Annotated in this window: 13 protein-coding genes; 3 read left to right on the plus strand and 10 right to left on the minus strand. The window is 40.7% G+C overall.

All coding sequences use genetic code 11. From position 1 onward, the window contains the following. Window positions 1–46: 46 nt before the first annotated feature. The 3 genes from L2567_RS01905 to L2567_RS01915 are packed head-to-tail and all read left to right on the plus strand — an operon-like array spanning window position 47 to window position 2,849. A complete protein-coding gene (locus L2567_RS01905; protein ID WP_235295993.1) occupies window positions 47–1,237 on the plus strand; it encodes a trans-sulfuration enzyme family protein in 1,191 nt (396 codons plus the stop codon). A 2-nt stretch (window positions 1,238–1,239) separates the two neighbouring features. Then, window positions 1,240–1,674 carry an SRPBCC family protein gene (locus L2567_RS01910; RefSeq protein WP_235295994.1) on the plus strand — a complete coding sequence of 145 codons (435 nt, stop codon included), beginning with the start codon at window positions 1,240–1,242 and terminating at the stop codon, window positions 1,672–1,674. After that, complete coding sequence (locus L2567_RS01915; protein ID WP_235295995.1) at window positions 1,671–2,849, plus strand: FAD-dependent oxidoreductase; 1,179 nt, start codon at window positions 1,671–1,673, stop codon at window positions 2,847–2,849. The genes L2567_RS01910 and L2567_RS01915 overlap by 4 nt, the downstream gene beginning before the upstream one ends. Here L2567_RS01915 and L2567_RS01920 read toward each other — a convergent pair. The 10 genes from L2567_RS01920 to L2567_RS01965 all read right to left on the minus strand — a co-directional run bounded on the left by L2567_RS01920 (window position 2,820) and on the right by L2567_RS01965 (window position 15,994). Further along, window positions 2,820–3,329 (minus strand): metallophosphoesterase family protein, encoded by a 510-nt coding sequence (locus tag L2567_RS01920; RefSeq protein ID WP_235295996.1) that lies wholly within the window; start codon window positions 3,327–3,329, stop codon window positions 2,820–2,822. The two genes, L2567_RS01915 and L2567_RS01920, sit on opposite strands and share 30 nt — an antisense overlap. After that, window positions 3,326–4,294, minus strand: a complete 969-nt coding sequence (locus tag L2567_RS01925; RefSeq protein WP_235295997.1) for a zinc-binding dehydrogenase — start codon at window positions 4,292–4,294, stop codon at window positions 3,326–3,328. Before L2567_RS01925 ends, L2567_RS01920 begins: the two co-directional genes overlap by 4 nt. 13 nt (window positions 4,295–4,307) lie before the next feature. Beyond that, window positions 4,308–6,158 carry a DUF5060 domain-containing protein gene (locus tag L2567_RS01930; RefSeq protein ID WP_235295998.1) on the minus strand — a complete coding sequence of 617 codons (1,851 nt, stop codon included), beginning with the start codon at window positions 6,156–6,158 and terminating at the stop codon, window positions 4,308–4,310. 57 nt (window positions 6,159–6,215) lie between these two features. Next, window positions 6,216–6,815 carry a YybH family protein gene (locus L2567_RS01935; protein WP_235295999.1) on the minus strand — a complete coding sequence of 200 codons (600 nt, stop codon included), beginning with the start codon at window positions 6,813–6,815 and terminating at the stop codon, window positions 6,216–6,218. 35 nt (window positions 6,816–6,850) lie between these two features. Then, complete coding sequence (locus L2567_RS01940; protein ID WP_235296000.1) at window positions 6,851–8,659, minus strand: FG-GAP-like repeat-containing protein; 1,809 nt, start codon at window positions 8,657–8,659, stop codon at window positions 6,851–6,853. Between the two features lies 1 nt (window position 8,660). Next, entirely contained in the window at window positions 8,661–9,992 is a 1,332-nt protein-coding gene (locus L2567_RS01945; RefSeq protein WP_235296001.1) for a RagB/SusD family nutrient uptake outer membrane protein, read from the minus strand. Window positions 9,993–10,004: 12 nt separating this feature from the next. After that, complete coding sequence (locus L2567_RS01950) at window positions 10,005–13,001, minus strand: SusC/RagA family TonB-linked outer membrane protein (RefSeq protein ID WP_235296002.1); 2,997 nt, start codon at window positions 12,999–13,001, stop codon at window positions 10,005–10,007. Between the two features lie 590 nt (window positions 13,002–13,591). Then, window positions 13,592–14,674: a dioxygenase family protein gene (locus L2567_RS01955; RefSeq protein ID WP_235296003.1), complete on the minus strand. Its 1,083-nt coding sequence runs from the start codon at window positions 14,672–14,674 to the stop codon at window positions 13,592–13,594. Between the two features lie 66 nt (window positions 14,675–14,740). After that, window positions 14,741–15,508 (minus strand): LytR/AlgR family response regulator transcription factor, encoded by a 768-nt coding sequence (locus L2567_RS01960; RefSeq protein WP_235296004.1) that lies wholly within the window; start codon window positions 15,506–15,508, stop codon window positions 14,741–14,743. 6 nt (window positions 15,509–15,514) lie between these two features. Then, window positions 15,515–15,994 (minus strand): nuclear transport factor 2 family protein, encoded by a 480-nt coding sequence (locus L2567_RS01965; RefSeq protein ID WP_235296005.1) that lies wholly within the window; start codon window positions 15,992–15,994, stop codon window positions 15,515–15,517. Between the last annotated feature and the right edge of the window lie 23 nt (window positions 15,995–16,017).

A 16,017-nucleotide genomic window follows, 5' to 3' on the forward strand; every position in this document is an offset into this window, starting at 1 on the left:
TGTTATGTTAGCCGAATTATTCAACGATTTATAAAAGTTGCCGTTCATGAGTCTATCATTCGAATCTATCTGTGTTAAGGAACCACAAGATACAAAAAGGAATAAACCTCACATTCTGCCTATATATGCTACATCCTCTTTTGAGTTTGAAAACATCAATGAAGGTATAGACATATTCACCAATAAAAAAGAAGGTTTTGTGTATTCGAGATACGCGAATCCTACGGTCGAAAGTGTTGCTCAGAAACTAGCAGCTTTGGAATCATATGGAATGGCGTCCGAAGCTTATGCTATGATGACTTCCTCAGGCATGTCAGCCATAAGCACACTGATTTCTGGCTGCCTGCAATCAGGTGATAAAATTCTTACTCAGGGTAATTTATATGGTGGCACCACTGAGTTAATAAAGAAAATATTTTCTCGTTTTGGCATTGAGGCCATATTCGTCGACTTCAAAGATTACGATAGAGTGGAAGCTGCATTAAAGAGTGACAAAAGCATTAAAATGATGTTTCTTGAGAGTCCTGCTAACCCTACACTGGCGTGTGTCGACTTAGAGATACTTGCACAACTCGGAAAAAAATACGGTGCGTACACTGCTATCGACAATACTTTTTGTACTCCCTACCTTCAGCAACCCTTAAAATTTGGGATCGACTTTGTAGTGCATTCTACCACCAAATATCTGAATGGTCATGGGAATTCCATTGCGGGTGCTGTGATCTCTCTGGATCACCACGCTATGAAAGAAAAAGTATGGACGGCCATGAAATTGCTGGGTACAAACTGTAATCCCTGGGATGCCTGGTTAACCAGTAATGGTCTGAAAACACTGGTTGTGAGAATGGAAAAACACAGTGCCAATGCCATGGCCCTGGCTGAATTTCTGGATCAGAACCCCAAGGTTAAGCATGTCAACTACACCGGTCTGAAAGAACATGCTGACCATGATCTGGCCAAAAAGCAGATGAGACTACACGGTGGTATGATGAGCTTTGAAGTTCATGGAGGAGTGGAGGCAGGAAAACAAGTCATGAATAAAATAAAGATGTGCACGCTGGCTCCTACCCTGGGAGATGTAGACACATTGATATTGCATCCGGCATCAATGTCTCATCTGAACATCCCCAGAGAAGTACGGTTAGAGAATGGTATCACAGATGGATTGATCAGGGTTTCAGTGGGCATCGAAGATATCGAGGACTTGAAATCTGATTTAGGTAACGCTTTAGACTAAAAATGAAATTTACCATTAAAACTCCTGTACCAGGAAATTATAAGGTCGTTATGAATGCCTTTGATAAAAAGCTTTTCGAGCATCTGAAGCCTGTCGGAGCAAGTATGGAAATTGTAAAATTCACAGGATCAAAAGAGGGTGACATCGTACATATAAGGTTCACCAGTCCCATAAAAGCAGAGTGGATCAGCAAAATTGTCGAAGACGGCGTGGACGATGAACGTGCTTATTTTATTGATCAGGGAACCAAGCTTCCCTGGCCTTTGAAATATTGGAAACATGAACATGTAGTAGCAAAAATAGGTGAAAAGAAGAGTCAGATTGAAGATCGGATTACTTATAAAACCTTTTCAATAGTTCTTGATGCACTAATCAGACCAGCCATGTACATGGCGTTTTATCCGAGAAGAGCTCAATATCAAAAATATTTCAAATGATTGTAATTATAGGTGGAGGAATCTCGGGTCTTGTCGCTGCCATTAATTTCGAAAGCGCGGGTAAGGAGTGTCTGATCGTAGAGAAATCCAGTATGGTGGGTGGAAGAGTAGCGACTGATCACTTTGAAAACATCCCATTTGATCATGGATTTCAGGTCCTACTTACAGACTATCCGGAAGCCAAAAAGTATTTGAATTACCAAGAACTGGATCTACAAAAATTTGATTCTGGAGCCGTCATTTTTAAAAATGGAAAAAAGAGCCAATTTGGTGATCCACTGAGAAATCTCTCTCATCTCTTCCCCACTATTTTCTCCTGGGTAGGCAATTTTTCAGACAAATTGAAAGTATATAGACTCTCCACCGCCCTTAAGATCAAAACGGTCAAAAACATATTCGAATCGTCAGAAAAGACCACCATGCAATATCTGAAAGACTATGGATTCAGCGATCAAATAATCTCCAATTTCTTTCAGCCTTTTTTCGGAGGAATATTTCTGGAATCGAAACTGGAAACGTCCTCCAGAATGTTTGAGTTTGTCTTTAAAATGTTTGCCAATGGTTATGCTGCAATACCCAGGAAAGGCATGGAGGCTATTCCTCTTCAATTGAAATCTCAACTGAGAAAAACCAAATTTGTGACTGGAATGGATGCAGAAGTTCAGAAAGATGGTCTGGTCAAACTTGGCAATGGGCGGACGATCAAGGCGGATGGAATTATCATAGCTTATGCAAATCAATCTTTAAATAGGAAAGGTTGCTCTACCTTTTACTTTGAGGTCAAGAACCGGATTTTAGAAAATCAGGTCATTGGTCTGCTTGCAGAAAGCAATACCATCACCAATAGCTTTCATTATCTTTCTGATCATATTTTATCTGTAACCACACTTGGCAACGATTCTGATCGGAATATTACCGACCAGGAGATACGATCTGAGCTTCATAAATACTGTGGGATTGAAGTGGACAAACTGATTAAAAGGTACGATATACCACAGTCTTTGCCAGTCCTTAAAAATATAGGCGAGGGCAATCGAGCTGACCTGAAAATAATCGGTGATGTTCCTGTCACACATGCTGGTGACCATTTGTACTATGGTTCTTTGAACGCAGCGATGTATTCAGGAGAGGTTGCTGCACAGACATTATTGGACTACTTTTCCTCTCCCACCTAATTCAATGGCCTGAAGGTTTGTGACCTTGCCATTATCTATCGTAAATCGTGCCATGGTTCTGATTTTGTGAAAGCCATGATGTCCGCATGCGCCTGGATTGATATGTAAAAATCCAAATCGTTTGTCTGGCATTACCTTCATGATGTGCGAGTGTCCGCATATGAAAAGATCTGGAGGGTTTATTCGAAATACTTCAGCTACTCTTTTATTATACCGTCCCGGATAACCTCCTATATGCGTCATCCAGACATCCATTCCTTCTACTTGAAATCTTTGATCCAAAGGATACCTCCTCCTTGCATCAGCGCCATCTATGTTACCATAAACTGCACGCATGGGTTTGAAAGCCTCGATTTCATCCGCTACTTTGAGATCACCAATATCCCCGGCGTGCCATATTTCATCGCATTCAGAAAAGTAAGACAATATATTTTTGTCAATGTAAGAATGTGTATCTGACAGTAATCCTATTCTTCTCAAGCCTTATTTTTGATCACTATTTTTCCAAACTGCCCACCCACCTTCATTTTCTCGAGCGCCTGATTTAATTCTTGCAAATGAAATACACTATCGATCACCGGTTTTATTTTGTGTGCATTCACAAATTGAATCATTTTTTCAAAGTCATCAGGTGAACCCATAGTAGAACCCAAAATCGACGCCTGATTCCAAAAAAGTCGCTGTGGACTGAAAGAAGCTTTTCCCTGCGTCCCGCCATAAATACTTATCCTTGCACCTTTTGAAGTAATGTTGACCAACTTAGAAAAACCTGGTCCACCTGCAGAATCAATGATGACATCCATGGGCCCAACGGATTTGAGGATTTGCTTATCCATATCGTCATCGGTGTATAAGAAACCGCCAGCAGCTCCCAACGCAATGGCCCTGTCAATTTTATCTTGTGAAGATGAACTGACATAAACTTCACATCCGTAAGCAATGGCGAATTGCATTGCAAAGAGAGCGACTCCCCCTCCTATCCCACTTATAAAAACCTGCTCATTATTCTTCAATTGAGCCCTGGAAAATAAAGCTCGGTATGCGGTTAACCCAGCAAGCGGCAGGGCTGCTGCTTGCTCATCAGATAAATGCTCAGGTTTTTGATAAAGATAGCCTTCATTAATCTGTACTTTCTCAGCGAAACATCCCTCTGATGGCATTCCTAATATATCAAATTCTGGCCCTTGATATGCTTGATGATCTCCCCACTCTAACCCAGGGTTAATGATGTATTTTTTACCCTCGTATTTGACCAATCCATCGGAGCCCAATATGACTGGGTACTTTATGCGACCATATTGACCTTTAACGATCCACAGATCCCTGTGGTTTAGTGCCGAACAGATCACTTCAGCTACAATGTTTTGATCCGAAACATTCATCTGGTAATCTATGAGTGAGGGGTATTCTCCTTCTTCCTTAATCACCTGAGCTCTAACCTTCATCGTTTTTTGTTTTTTACTTTACTTTTTTGATCAGCACAACCCAATCCATAAGTTCGTCATAAGGTGCTTTACCCAGGTTTGTGAAACCATTAGAATTTATGGTTGTAAGATTTCCGTTCAGAAGCCCTCCACCTTTTCTTGGATCGTACCATTGAACCGCATACTTATCTCCTTCATCTCCCAGGTCTATACTGGTGGTCTTCTGATCCTGCATTAAATAGACGACATAGATCTCACCCAATTTGCCAAAACAATAAGACTTCTTATCCATGGTCCTTTCATCCAGAGGTTCCATTTCATAGAACGGAATGTGTTTTTTAAAAAAAGTGAGTGCATGTTTATTTTGATCCCAAAATTTATCTCTACTTCTAAAATCTTCACAAGTAAGATCAGAATTTGGACTTGCATAGCCAAAGTACCATTCCACACCATAACCTCCTGCCATTAGTGTTCCCCATAAAGCATTAGACCGGGCAAGATGATGTTCCGGATCCTCGTCATCAGGAAGCAATGCAATATTTGCCTTCCCAGGCTCATCTACAGCTAATGCCCATGGTTTTCCTGAATCCAAAGAAGCCTTGCGCCATTTTAATACGCGATCGTGAACATCTATGAAGTCGGGATGGCTCAGTTGCAAGGATGCCCCGGTTAGTGGTGATTGATCACCAATCAATGATGCATACCGATCATCTTTATTGGGAAAGGTATGAATAACCATATGGTGATGATAGGGATCGATAGACTGAATGTATTCAGCCACCTTAAGCACTTCTTCTATGGGTTGATTATTCTCCTCGCCCAAATTCCAGTTTAATGCCAGATGATGAGAAAACCTGGCGATTAATTCCCGATAATAGAGTTTCGTTTGATCTCCAAAACTACCGTTATCCATTAAGTGATCTGTTTCTGTCTCATGTGTCTTAAAGTGAAGGAACATTCCACGCGTCTCCGCAAATGCAAAGATTCGCTCCCATTGCTCTAACTTAGAAACATCTAACCGTGTCTGATAGAAAAGTGAATCCCAGGAATGTAGATTATCTTTCACATTTGCATACTTCTCATATTCTTCAGTTGATACTTTTAAGAGGTAGGGATATACGTTTCTGTCATCTCCATCTACATTGAACGTTAAGAATGAAAAGACATTCAAGCCTTCTGAGGCGAGATAGTGAATTGCACCCATCAAATTCTTTCCTTTTCCATTTTTCCAGGTATACGCATTAGCATCAACAGGAAAATCATCAGCATGTGGTTGCCAGGATTTGAGAAATCCTTTGACATTAGTAGGTGCATCAAAATCTTCGTAACCCAATAGATTCTCGGGAGCATCGACACCCACCTTTATAAAATATTCACCACTTTCAGCATACTGTAAATACGGCTTTCCCACGTATTGTAACCTGCCTTTAGCGCGATTATCCAGTCCCGTCTTGTCATTTGCACCTACTTCGAAAACCCCACTCAATCCATCTAAATTCCTGACTGATGTCAACTCCTGGAGATTTTTAGAAACCGCAGCCCTTTCTCCTTTTTTGAATGAAACGGAATATTTCCATTCTCCTTCTTTATTAGGAGTAAACCTCACCTTCCAGATATTACCTCCCGTCGCACTGCTTTCTTCAGCACGACCATCGGCGGCAAAGAAACCAGGAACTGTAAATCTTTCATCACCATTCAGAAAGGTGACGTCTAAACGATAATTTAGAAAGGGATTATATTCATCCATTTCATCCACTTCGGGACCATTGAATATCAGCTCTATCTTGTGCCATTTTTTTAATTTCCCTGTAATTTGAGGATTCACCATTTGGCCGTAAAGGGGAATGAATAGAAGTGAAATACCTAAAGCTAATAAAGACCTCATTCGAGCGTATTTATATTAATGAATCAAATTCTAAAATAGCTGAATTATTCTACATGCCTATTTATTAGAGTCCATTTTTATATTCCAGATACCATTCTGTTCTTTTTCCCAGATCAGAACATACTTCCCATTATAACTTCCTGAACATTGGCCTATCTCAAAAATACATTGATCATTAACCGCTTTGATATAGATAGGAGTGAGATCAAGTTCATATTGCTGGCGATTCATGTAATCATATTCTACAGCAATGGCTTCATGCCCAATAATCAATGGTCGATGATTAAAGTATACAGCATCTTTAGAATACAGAGTCCTCACCAACTTAGCGGCATCATGTGCATTACACAGGTCCATCCATGCTTGCCTTCTCTCTTCTATTTTATTCAAATCTACGAGTGGAAAGGTCGCTTTTTCATACCATTCAAGAACAACCTCATTTTCCTCTCGAATCTGTATGGAGGCATACTTAGATGAAGTGCCCTCGTGAATTAATACAGCGTAAGAAATGGTTGAATCCAATGACGCATATATCTGAAAGTCAGTAGATTGACCATGAATGACATCATCTATTCCATTTAGTGCCACAACCTTTGAGGATTGAGAATAAAGGAAAGATGGAATAATTACCAATAAATAGAAGAATGATTGATGCATATTTTTAATACGGGAAAATGAACAATGGGTTGCATTTATATTCTTGAATTTACGACCAATTTAATGATCTGCGCCACATCCTTGGTTTTAATTTCTATAAAATAGGCTCCTGCTCCCAGGTGATCCGTTCGAATACCGGCTGTATTTTGATCTTTTAATTGGTATGTCAATGGCTGCTTTTCTCCAATGCTATTGTACAATGTAATCTGAGCAGAGGCTAATTCATCAAATGATATGGTTGTATGATCGAAAGCCGGATTCGGCGAAACTTTAATTTGTGAAGCATTAGGATCTAGCGCTGTAGCAGAACTTATCGTTTCCTCGAAAAGAACTACGGGCGCATTTCCTTCCACAACATGGTAGAACTTGTTGATTTCAAGGTTATGAAATGTCTGAACACTACCCCGGGGCCAATGGACCTTTAGACTATCCAATGGATGATCGGCAAGCCCAAAGTGAATTCGCTGATCATGACTAGACAGATAACTGCTGCCTGTGGTCACTTCTCTGATCAGTTTTCTGTCGCCTGTAAAGAGCTCAACTCTAGCACCGGATGCTTGCCGTGTAGATTCGACGCCTTCCAGTAATAGATTGACAAAGGATCCAGACTTATTATCATTTAAATAGATCAATGGCAGATCCTCATTATCCTCTGTGGTCCTGACACAATTCAGGACGATATCCAGTTGGCCGTCATTGTTTAAGTCACCGTATGCTACTCCTCTGGCTTTTCCTGCGTCACTTAGTCCTTTAAGGTGACTGACATCAGCAAAATCAGAAAAATACGGATAGTACTCATACAGCTTGTTCTCTTGTGGATCGTAAGACTCACTAATGGACCCCTTACCAACAAAAAGATCTAAATAGCTGTCATTATTGAGGTCTGCAAAGAAACTTCCCCAGCCGTATCCTTTGCCATCATTGACGTTAAATTGGTTGCTGATATCGGTGAAATGCAAGCCTCCATTATTTTGATAGAAAATATTATCTCCTACATTTGACAAGTAGTAATCGAAAAACCCATCTTCGTCGAAATCACCTATGGCAATACCCATTCCATCCATTGCAGCATTCGCCCTCATTTCTTCACCGATATCCCGAAATTGACCACCTTCATTCAGAAATAATTCATTGGGACCATGTTTGTATCCAAAGTCGTTAATGACGAACAAATCCGGTTCGCGGTCATTGTTGATGTCTGTGAAGCAGGAAACCAATGAACAGCTCTTGCTGTCGCTACTAAAGCGTTGCATGTTCCCAACAAACTTCCAGTTCCCCAAATTTTCATAAAAGAAGTTTCGCTGACCTCCCTGGATAGAATTGAAAAACGGTTCGCCCTCAAAATTTAGGAAATTAGACACATATATATCTAAATCTCCATCTTCATCTATATCTGCAAAGGTCGCTCCCATTGACCAATTTTCTCCGAAAAAACCAGCCTGATCAGCGACATCTGCAAACTCAATTCCACCTAAATTTCTCAAACAGATATCCCTATCGCCATTGAAAGTTGTGATGTATAGATCGGTGAATCCATCATTGTCAAGGTCGCCTGCTGTCACGCCCATGGTGTAGCGATCTGAAATCTGCGAAATCCCGGCTTCCTGACTGATGTCTTTAAAAAACCCATCGCCCAAATTGAGATACAGGTGATCAGGGTATGCACCTCCTATAAAGTATATATCTTGTAAGTGATCATTATTGAAATCAAAAATGGACACACCACCAGCCATCATATTAGGGCTGTATGTAATGTGTCCAATATTTAATTTTCTAGCGTGCTCAACAAATTGTTGTGCCGAGGCGCTCACGAAACTGGCCAATATGAGTACAAAAACCTTCACATTAGTATCCAGGGTTTTGTTGAATTTTATTATTGGTATCCATCTCAGATTGAGGAATCGGCATGGTTAATTCAGGTGCATCAGCATTAAAGCCATCCACCGATCCACCGGTTCTAACCACATCATGGATAAAAAAGCCTTCATATCCAAGCTCTTTCACCCTTTCCATTAATATCATTTCCTTGGTCACCTCACCTGAGACTTCAGCCGCTCCAGATCTTCTTCTGATGGTATTGATGTCTTCGATGGGCAAAGCTCCAACATCATTTCCAGTTTCCAAGGAGGCCTCAGCTCTGATCAGATACATTTCCGCCAATCGGATTAATGGAATGTTGCCAAATTGATAAATATATTTCGAAGTGAGACGATCACCACTTTGACCACTGGCATAAAAGAAACTTCCACGCTCATCACCTTCATCAAATAATGCCGCATAAGCATCTGTGACAATAATATCTCCACCTCGGCCACCATTGCCTTCATCTGCGTAGTGGTTATTCAAGTCATTTGCGCCGTCCTGACTGGTCACCTGAAATGCAAAAACATCTTCTGTACTGTTCTCATCGTTGTTAAATGCACCTGCAAATGTTGGTGTTAGCACATGCCCGCTATTTTCTATGACATTGTTGGCAGCCATTCCTGCAGCCGAAAAATTACCAAGTTGAAGATGAACTCTCGCTAGAAGCGCCTCGGCTGAATACTTATCCGCAAAGAATGAATTCTCTTCAGGTAATAAATCTACGGCGCTTTCCAAATCATCTATAATCAGATCATAAATTGCACTTGTCATTGCGCGCTCTATGCCCAGGTCAATCGAATAATCTGAAATTCCAGTCGTCCTTAGTGGCACTCCAAGATCACCAGATCCAAAATGTCTGATCAAATCAAAGTATAACAATGCCCGTAAAAATCTAGCCTCACCTTCGATCCGGTCTTTTTCTGAAACGTCACTTGTCACCACCCCGAGGTTATCCAATACAAGATTAGCTTGATTAATGGCAGCGTAACTATTGTTCCAAAAGTTTCCAACAAAGTTGTTGTCCGAAAGCATGGCCTTATTGATGACTTGTCTTGGGTCCAGAAAAGTTCCGACCCAATCAATGTAAGCGCCCCCACCTAGTAGGTCTGCCATCATTTGCAATTGTCCACCGTAGGTATCATCTTCACCTGCCTCAGAATAAGTTCCGATCAGGATGTTTTGAATATTGGCTTCAGATTCGGTAGCCAACTCTCCTGAAATAGATTGAGCCGGCTCCAGTTCTAATCTTTTTTCACACGCACTCATTACGAGCAATGCCAATGTGAAATAAAATATATATTTTAAATTATTCATTGTCGTTCTTGTTTAGAAATTAATATTAACACCAAAAGAGATCGTTCTGGCTGCAGGGGCAGAATAAAAAGCCTGACCTGTGGTTAAGTTTCCACTGTCCGCTCTCGATTCCGGATCATATCCCGGATAATCGGTAAAGGTCAGCAAATTAATACCACTTAAATAGAACTGAGTAGAATTCATTCCAACTCTTTGCATGAGGCTTGAAGGAAGATCGTAGCTCAAGGTTAAGTTTCTTAACCTAATAAAATCCGCTTCCTCTAACCATCTGGTAGAATGTCCTGTTCCATTACCCCAACCTAAACGTGCTTGCGGAACCATGGTTTCGTCACCTGGCTGCTGCCATCTGTCCAGCTGATCAAGCGTTTGATTGTCAAACCAATCTCCGTTCGCTGACTGGAAACGGCCTCCTGCATTGTAAATAGAGGCTCCCCACTCTCCCATAAAGGTGAAAGAAAGCGTTACCCCTTTGTACGCAAATGTATTGGTCAAACCCGCCGTCCATTCAGGAAATGGATTTCCCGCAACTATCCTATTCGCTTCACCAATATCATTGGTGGTGGCTTCAGGGTCTCCTTCTTCACTGTTGATATAGTACAAGGCATCTCCATTTTCTGGATCTACACCTGCGTATTCCGGCAGGTAGTGAGCTGATACCGGCTGCCCCACTCTATTGATATTTTGGCTAAAGATAATATCCGCATCATCGTTCGGCAAAGCCAGAATTTCATTGACATTATTGGCCATGTTAAAACTGGACGTCCATGAAAAACCACCTGAGTTGATGTTGTCTGTATTTAGTAATAGCTCAATTCCTCTATTTTCTAGTATTCCAATATTTCTATTGATCGAAGTGGCTCCTGAGCTTCCCGGGAGGGGTACTGAAAACAATAAGCCTTCAGTATTCTTAGTGTAATAATCTACTTCCCCCGAGATTCTGTCGCGGAACAATCCAAACTCTAATCCAATGTCTAGTTGGGTAGAGGTCTCCCAGGTCAAATCGTTATTTCCAGGCTGGGTAGGTTGAATTCCCGGTCTCTGATTATAAGATACTCCCTGGAATAAGAACCTGGAAGGGAAATTACCAATCTCAGAATTTCCCAGCTGGCCATAACTGGCTCTCAATTTCAAAAAAGAAAGAGTATTGTTATTGTTTAGGAAATCTTCTTGCGATATGATCCATCCCACAGAACCCGCAGGGAAAGTACCAAATCTTCTATTGCTTCCGAACCTGGAAGAACCATCTCTCCTAATGCTTCCTTTGATAAAATACTTGCCATCAAACACATACTGCGCACGGGCAAAATAGGAAAGAAAGTTGTAAGCTGTTTCTGTTCCGTTTCCAGCCGTAATCTCCGCTGCACTGGCTATCGTCTGGAAATCATCACTTGGAAACTGTGTTCCTGACACACTGGCAAATGACCTATCTGCCTGTGTAAATTCTGTTCCCAAAGTGAAATTGACATTGTGGAGAGGCGCTACATCCTTATCAAAGCTCAAATAATTGGTGAAAACATACGACTCCTGAATGGCATTGGAATTGTAAGCAAAACCATTGGTGGATTGAAATGGTGTTCGGCTACCTCTGAATTGATCTTCGGTCTGATAGCTCATATCATATCCAAAATCTGAATTGAACTTAAGGGAAGGCAAGATGGTGTATTCTGCATATCCTTTTCCTGTCAGCCTTCTCAGCTGCGTGATGTAACTCGCAAAATCCTGCTCAAGTAGGAAATTGGGATAAACAGTTCCCGCAAATGGAGTCCCATCTTCCAGCCTGGCCGGGGAAATAGGTGCCTGCGCAATGGCCTGTAAAGGTGTAACAAATGCATTGTCATTCGCTACTCTGTCAATCGTTGTCTTAGAATATCCCAAATTCAACCCGGCTGTAAATCTGCTGTTGAAATTGTGTCTTAGATTAGTTCTAGCTGAAAATCTATCGAGATCATTTCCCAAAATGATCCCTTCTGTATCATTATAGGCCCCACCCAAATAGTAAATGGTCTTTTCATCACCTCCGGAAACTGAAAAGTCAACATTGGATTGTCTTCCTGTTCGGAAAGCCACATCGTTCCAATCTGTATCAATCACTCCATTTTGCCAATCTGTATTATTAGAGTATCGATCGAATCGTCCTTCCACAAAACCTTCATCCGGCCAACCCCCGAATGCTCTTCCATTCTCTGCGGCCTCTGTTAATAATTCCACATACTGCTCCGCATTAAGCCATTCTACCAAATTTGTCGGTGTACTCATACCGGTCGACATGTTGAGTGACATTTTTGCCTTTCCGATTTTACCTCTTTTGGTGGTGATTAATACCACCCCATTGGCACCCCTTGCACCATAAATAGCGGCAGAACTGGCGTCTTTCAAAATGTCAATCGATTCTATTTCCGTAGGACTTAAAGAAAGTAAGGGATTCATGGGCGCCCCGTTATTGGACTCGTTCTGATTAATTAAAGGAACTCCGTCCAATACATATAGTGGCTCGCTACCTGCACTGATGCTTGCAGCTCCTCGTACTCGAACGACAATGCCAGCATCTACTTTTCCATTGACCTGTGTTACTCGGACTCCGGCGGCTTTACCTGACATCGTAGATTGAAAATTAGAAATAGGTACTTTGTCAATGTCCTTAGAAGAAAGCTTGGCTACATTGTCGGTCAAGTTTCTCTTACTAGTTGATCCATAACCGATCACAATGACCTCATCCAAAAGCTCAGAAGCTGAGGATAAGACAATGTCATAAGATTCTGCCCCGATCAAAGAAACTTCCTGAGTTTCGTATCCCGTGTAGCTGATTTGTATGGCTTCAGCATCAGCGGAAACTTCTAAAGAAAAATTTCCATCCAGATCTGTAATGGTACCATTAGTCGTACCTACCACCTGAACGGTGGCTCCAATTAATGCAACACCGTCTTCATCAACGACGTTACCCCTGATTGTTTGCTGGGCATAGGTTATAATCCCTGCAAACAACAATAATGTTGTAAACAATTTTTTCATTTGTAAAGTGAGTTTTTATTCCTTATAGAAACGTTAAGGTTTTATGCTTTGTTAATGATATGGCATGTATTTTATTTACTCGCATAGGTACTCAATGTAAATTTTAATTAAACTTAACCTGTCTGTATATTGTGTTGACCAAGGCTTTTAAACACAGCCTGTTTCAGTCTTACAGTATTGACAATCAGATCCATACGCTTTTATAACTTGTCATCGCCAAAAGAATTAACTATACAATGAAATGATTTAATCAAATAACTTACTTTTATTCTCAATATTTTTTAAAATGCAGGCGACGAAGCCATTAAAATTTAAAATTACCAAGTCTGAAAATCACGCGCTACACGTCCAGGTAGATGAAGGTGATAAGTATTATACCATCTTTCATCAACATCCTGAATTTCAAATCACTGCAAACATTAAGGGTGAAGATATATTACCATGCAATCGCTGAAGAATGCCATATATATTAGAGGTCAACAACTACTTCGCTATAGCAACAAAAACATCGACATTAGTACGTTAACCTCAGGAATTTACATTGCTAAATTACGTGATATAGATTCCTCCCGTGTAGGTGTTGCCAAAAGCTAGTAATCAGCAGATAAACGTTTCCTTATTTTCAATTTGTTCTCAGGTGTGGCTTTAATGTCAATGTATTTTGCAATGGTATTACTTCGTCTATAAAGCAGGATTGTATTGTCATTCTTATGATCGATTCCGTTCCGGTCGAAATCCTCATTAGTTCCAAGTGTTAGTGCGACACAATTCGGACGTAATACATTGGCCATTTCTTTAATTTCCATTTCGGTAAAATGGGATGCTGGAGCTATAAAGAAAACGTGGATATCGCCTTTTTCACTTTCACATAAATCATCGAAAAATGCCAACCAACTCAAAATATCCCGATTGGATGTACGAGAACCCACAAAGTACAAAATACCCTGCTCTTTACCATACTTACAAATGGGGCAAGCTTTGCTCCCCTTATCATTTCCCCAGAGGTGTAGCGGGATGAATGACTGAATATCTTCACCGATTTTCGGCCCGGAGGTATCCTCTTGCGCTCGCTCGGGATGTCCGGGAACATTGAGTCCCAAAATAATATTATGGTTGGCCATTTCGACCCCATTATCCTTTCTGGTCCTGAGCACACCACTTCCTCCCCGGTTTTGCATGGACTTTCGGACATCTGAGGTAAGGTGAGGGTCATTATCGAAAACCCATTCATCGATGTAATATGGATAGCCAATTTCAGGCTCGATGATCGCAGGATGAATGTGCATGGGAGTACGTCGATTAGGATACTTACCTGGTTTGGCAGTATAGATCGCGTATCTGCCCTGCTCGTCAGACTTCACCCAGCCTCTAATATTACCGTGCCTGGTTTCACCCGAGTACTCACCGTTATTGTCTGTGTGATAATAGTATAAAACGATATCAGGGACAGGAGTAACACCATCCGTTTTCAATATTCTGCCCTGTATGATCAATTGTTCCTGGCCATTTTCCCAGGCGATACTTGTATCCACTGAAGCGATTGTTTCGGGCATGAGGTAGGTGCATAATTCGCGATTTTCAAATGGACCACCGATTATGACTTTTTCCTGTTCTCGCTGTTGAGCTTGACAAGACATAACGATTAGCGTAAAAAAGAAAGTGTAATATTTCATGGTTTCAATTTAGCTTACTTAATTTTTAGATTTTAAGCTTTTGAGCTGAGCGGAGGCATCAATAAGCTAAGTGGATAGTAAGTCATTCCAATTTTCTTTATAGTGTCGACTCAGTCGTACCAATGTACCATCCTTAAGCGTAGCATCATAGTCCCCATTTTTCCTTGACTGCAATTTTATGACGTAGTTCTTGTTGATTAAACTGGCCCTATGCACTCTTCTGAAAATTTTAGGATCCAGGATTTGATTAAAAGCCTTCATTGAACTGTCATAAAGAAATTTTTCACCTCCCCTATAAATAGCAATGTACGGTCTCTCAGTAGAAATATGAGTGATCTCACTGACATCAATAATGTGGCTTACCTCATTTTTTCTAATGGTAATGGTGGTTTTATAGAGGTTTTGTGCCAAGGGCTTCTTTTTGAACACTAATGGCAGAAAAAAGTAGATGGAAGTACTGATTATGAAATAGTTAGCAGTGGCTGATTTGATCAAGGTGGAAAGTAAATGATGGGGTTGAAAGGCCAGGTAGCTAAAAAAGTAAAAGAGTAAGCTAAAGAGTATCAAATGAACCATACTAGCTGACAATGCCAATACAACTCTCATCATGACGTTAAACTGGTGCTTTTGAGTAAGTGATTTAATAAATAAAAGTAAAGGGACGTACATCAACCAAATGGTGTTATAAATGGCTGATTCAGAAATATAGAAACCTGTATTTTTCAAAACCGATGACAAATAGTTCTGTAATATGGTAGCCAGATAAATTGCTGAAAAGCATATGACCGAAAATTGTACAAAAGATATGCGTTGTTGTAAATTAATTCTAAGCATAACCCATTAGTCTCGCTTCATAAATTGTTCAAGGCCCTTTCTAGCTCCGCTTCTGATTTTCTTCTGTAAAAAAGGTGTCCATCCTAGGATGACTCCTGGTAATCCTAAAGCCATTCTTGACCATTTTGAAATGTCAAAGTAGTCCGTGTGTCTCCATATTTTATGATCCTTGAAGGTGAAGTGTGCTTTGATATGATTTTCCACCTTCCTTTTTTTGGGACCATAGTGGTATCGGGCAGTCCATTCGGCAGAACCCCTCTCATGGTCTGCTTTTACATTTTTATGATTAATCTGCAAATTCCCTTTGGCCCTTTTGATCAACATTTTCCACATTGATTTAGCTTCTTCGCCTACCAGCTTTCCAAATGCAGGATCTTCGAAAACAATGTCCTCGTGATAGCAATTCACCATCGCCTCTGCATCGTGATTGCTAAAAGCTTCATAGAATTGAATGATTAATTGCCTGTTTATTTCAGATTCTTCCATAGGTCTTAGATTTGATGAAGTTG

Source organism: Portibacter marinus (genome assembly GCF_021533195.1).
Lineage (GTDB): Bacteria > Bacteroidota > Bacteroidia > Chitinophagales > Saprospiraceae > Portibacter > Portibacter marinus.

What these genes read in the sequence shown, in the direction of transcription:
- L2567_RS01910 (WP_235295994.1), top strand. Translation starts at nt 1,240, where the DNA reads ATGAAATTTACCATTAAAACTCCTGTACCAGGAAATTATAAGGTCGTT.
- L2567_RS01930 (WP_235295998.1), bottom strand. Translation starts at nt 6,158, where the DNA reads ATGAGGTCTTTATTAGCTTTAGGTATTTCACTTCTATTCATTCCCCTT.
- L2567_RS01955 (WP_235296003.1), bottom strand. Translation starts at nt 14,674, where the DNA reads ATGAAATATTACACTTTCTTTTTTACGCTAATCGTTATGTCTTGTCAA.
- L2567_RS01935 (WP_235295999.1), bottom strand. Translation starts at nt 6,815, where the DNA reads ATGCATCAATCATTCTTCTATTTATTGGTAATTATTCCATCTTTCCTT.
- L2567_RS01925 (WP_235295997.1), bottom strand. Translation starts at nt 4,294, where the DNA reads ATGAAGGTTAGAGCTCAGGTGATTAAGGAAGAAGGAGAATACCCCTCA.
- L2567_RS01965 (WP_235296005.1), bottom strand. Translation starts at nt 15,994, where the DNA reads ATGGAAGAATCTGAAATAAACAGGCAATTAATCATTCAATTCTATGAA.
- L2567_RS01945 (WP_235296001.1), bottom strand. Translation starts at nt 9,992, where the DNA reads ATGAATAATTTAAAATATATATTTTATTTCACATTGGCATTGCTCGTA.
- L2567_RS01960 (WP_235296004.1), bottom strand. Translation starts at nt 15,508, where the DNA reads ATGCTTAGAATTAATTTACAACAACGCATATCTTTTGTACAATTTTCG.
- L2567_RS01915 (WP_235295995.1), top strand. Translation starts at nt 1,671, where the DNA reads ATGATTGTAATTATAGGTGGAGGAATCTCGGGTCTTGTCGCTGCCATT.
- L2567_RS01950 (WP_235296002.1), bottom strand. Translation starts at nt 13,001, where the DNA reads ATGAAAAAATTGTTTACAACATTATTGTTGTTTGCAGGGATTATAACC.
- L2567_RS01905 (WP_235295993.1), top strand. Translation starts at nt 47, where the DNA reads ATGAGTCTATCATTCGAATCTATCTGTGTTAAGGAACCACAAGATACA.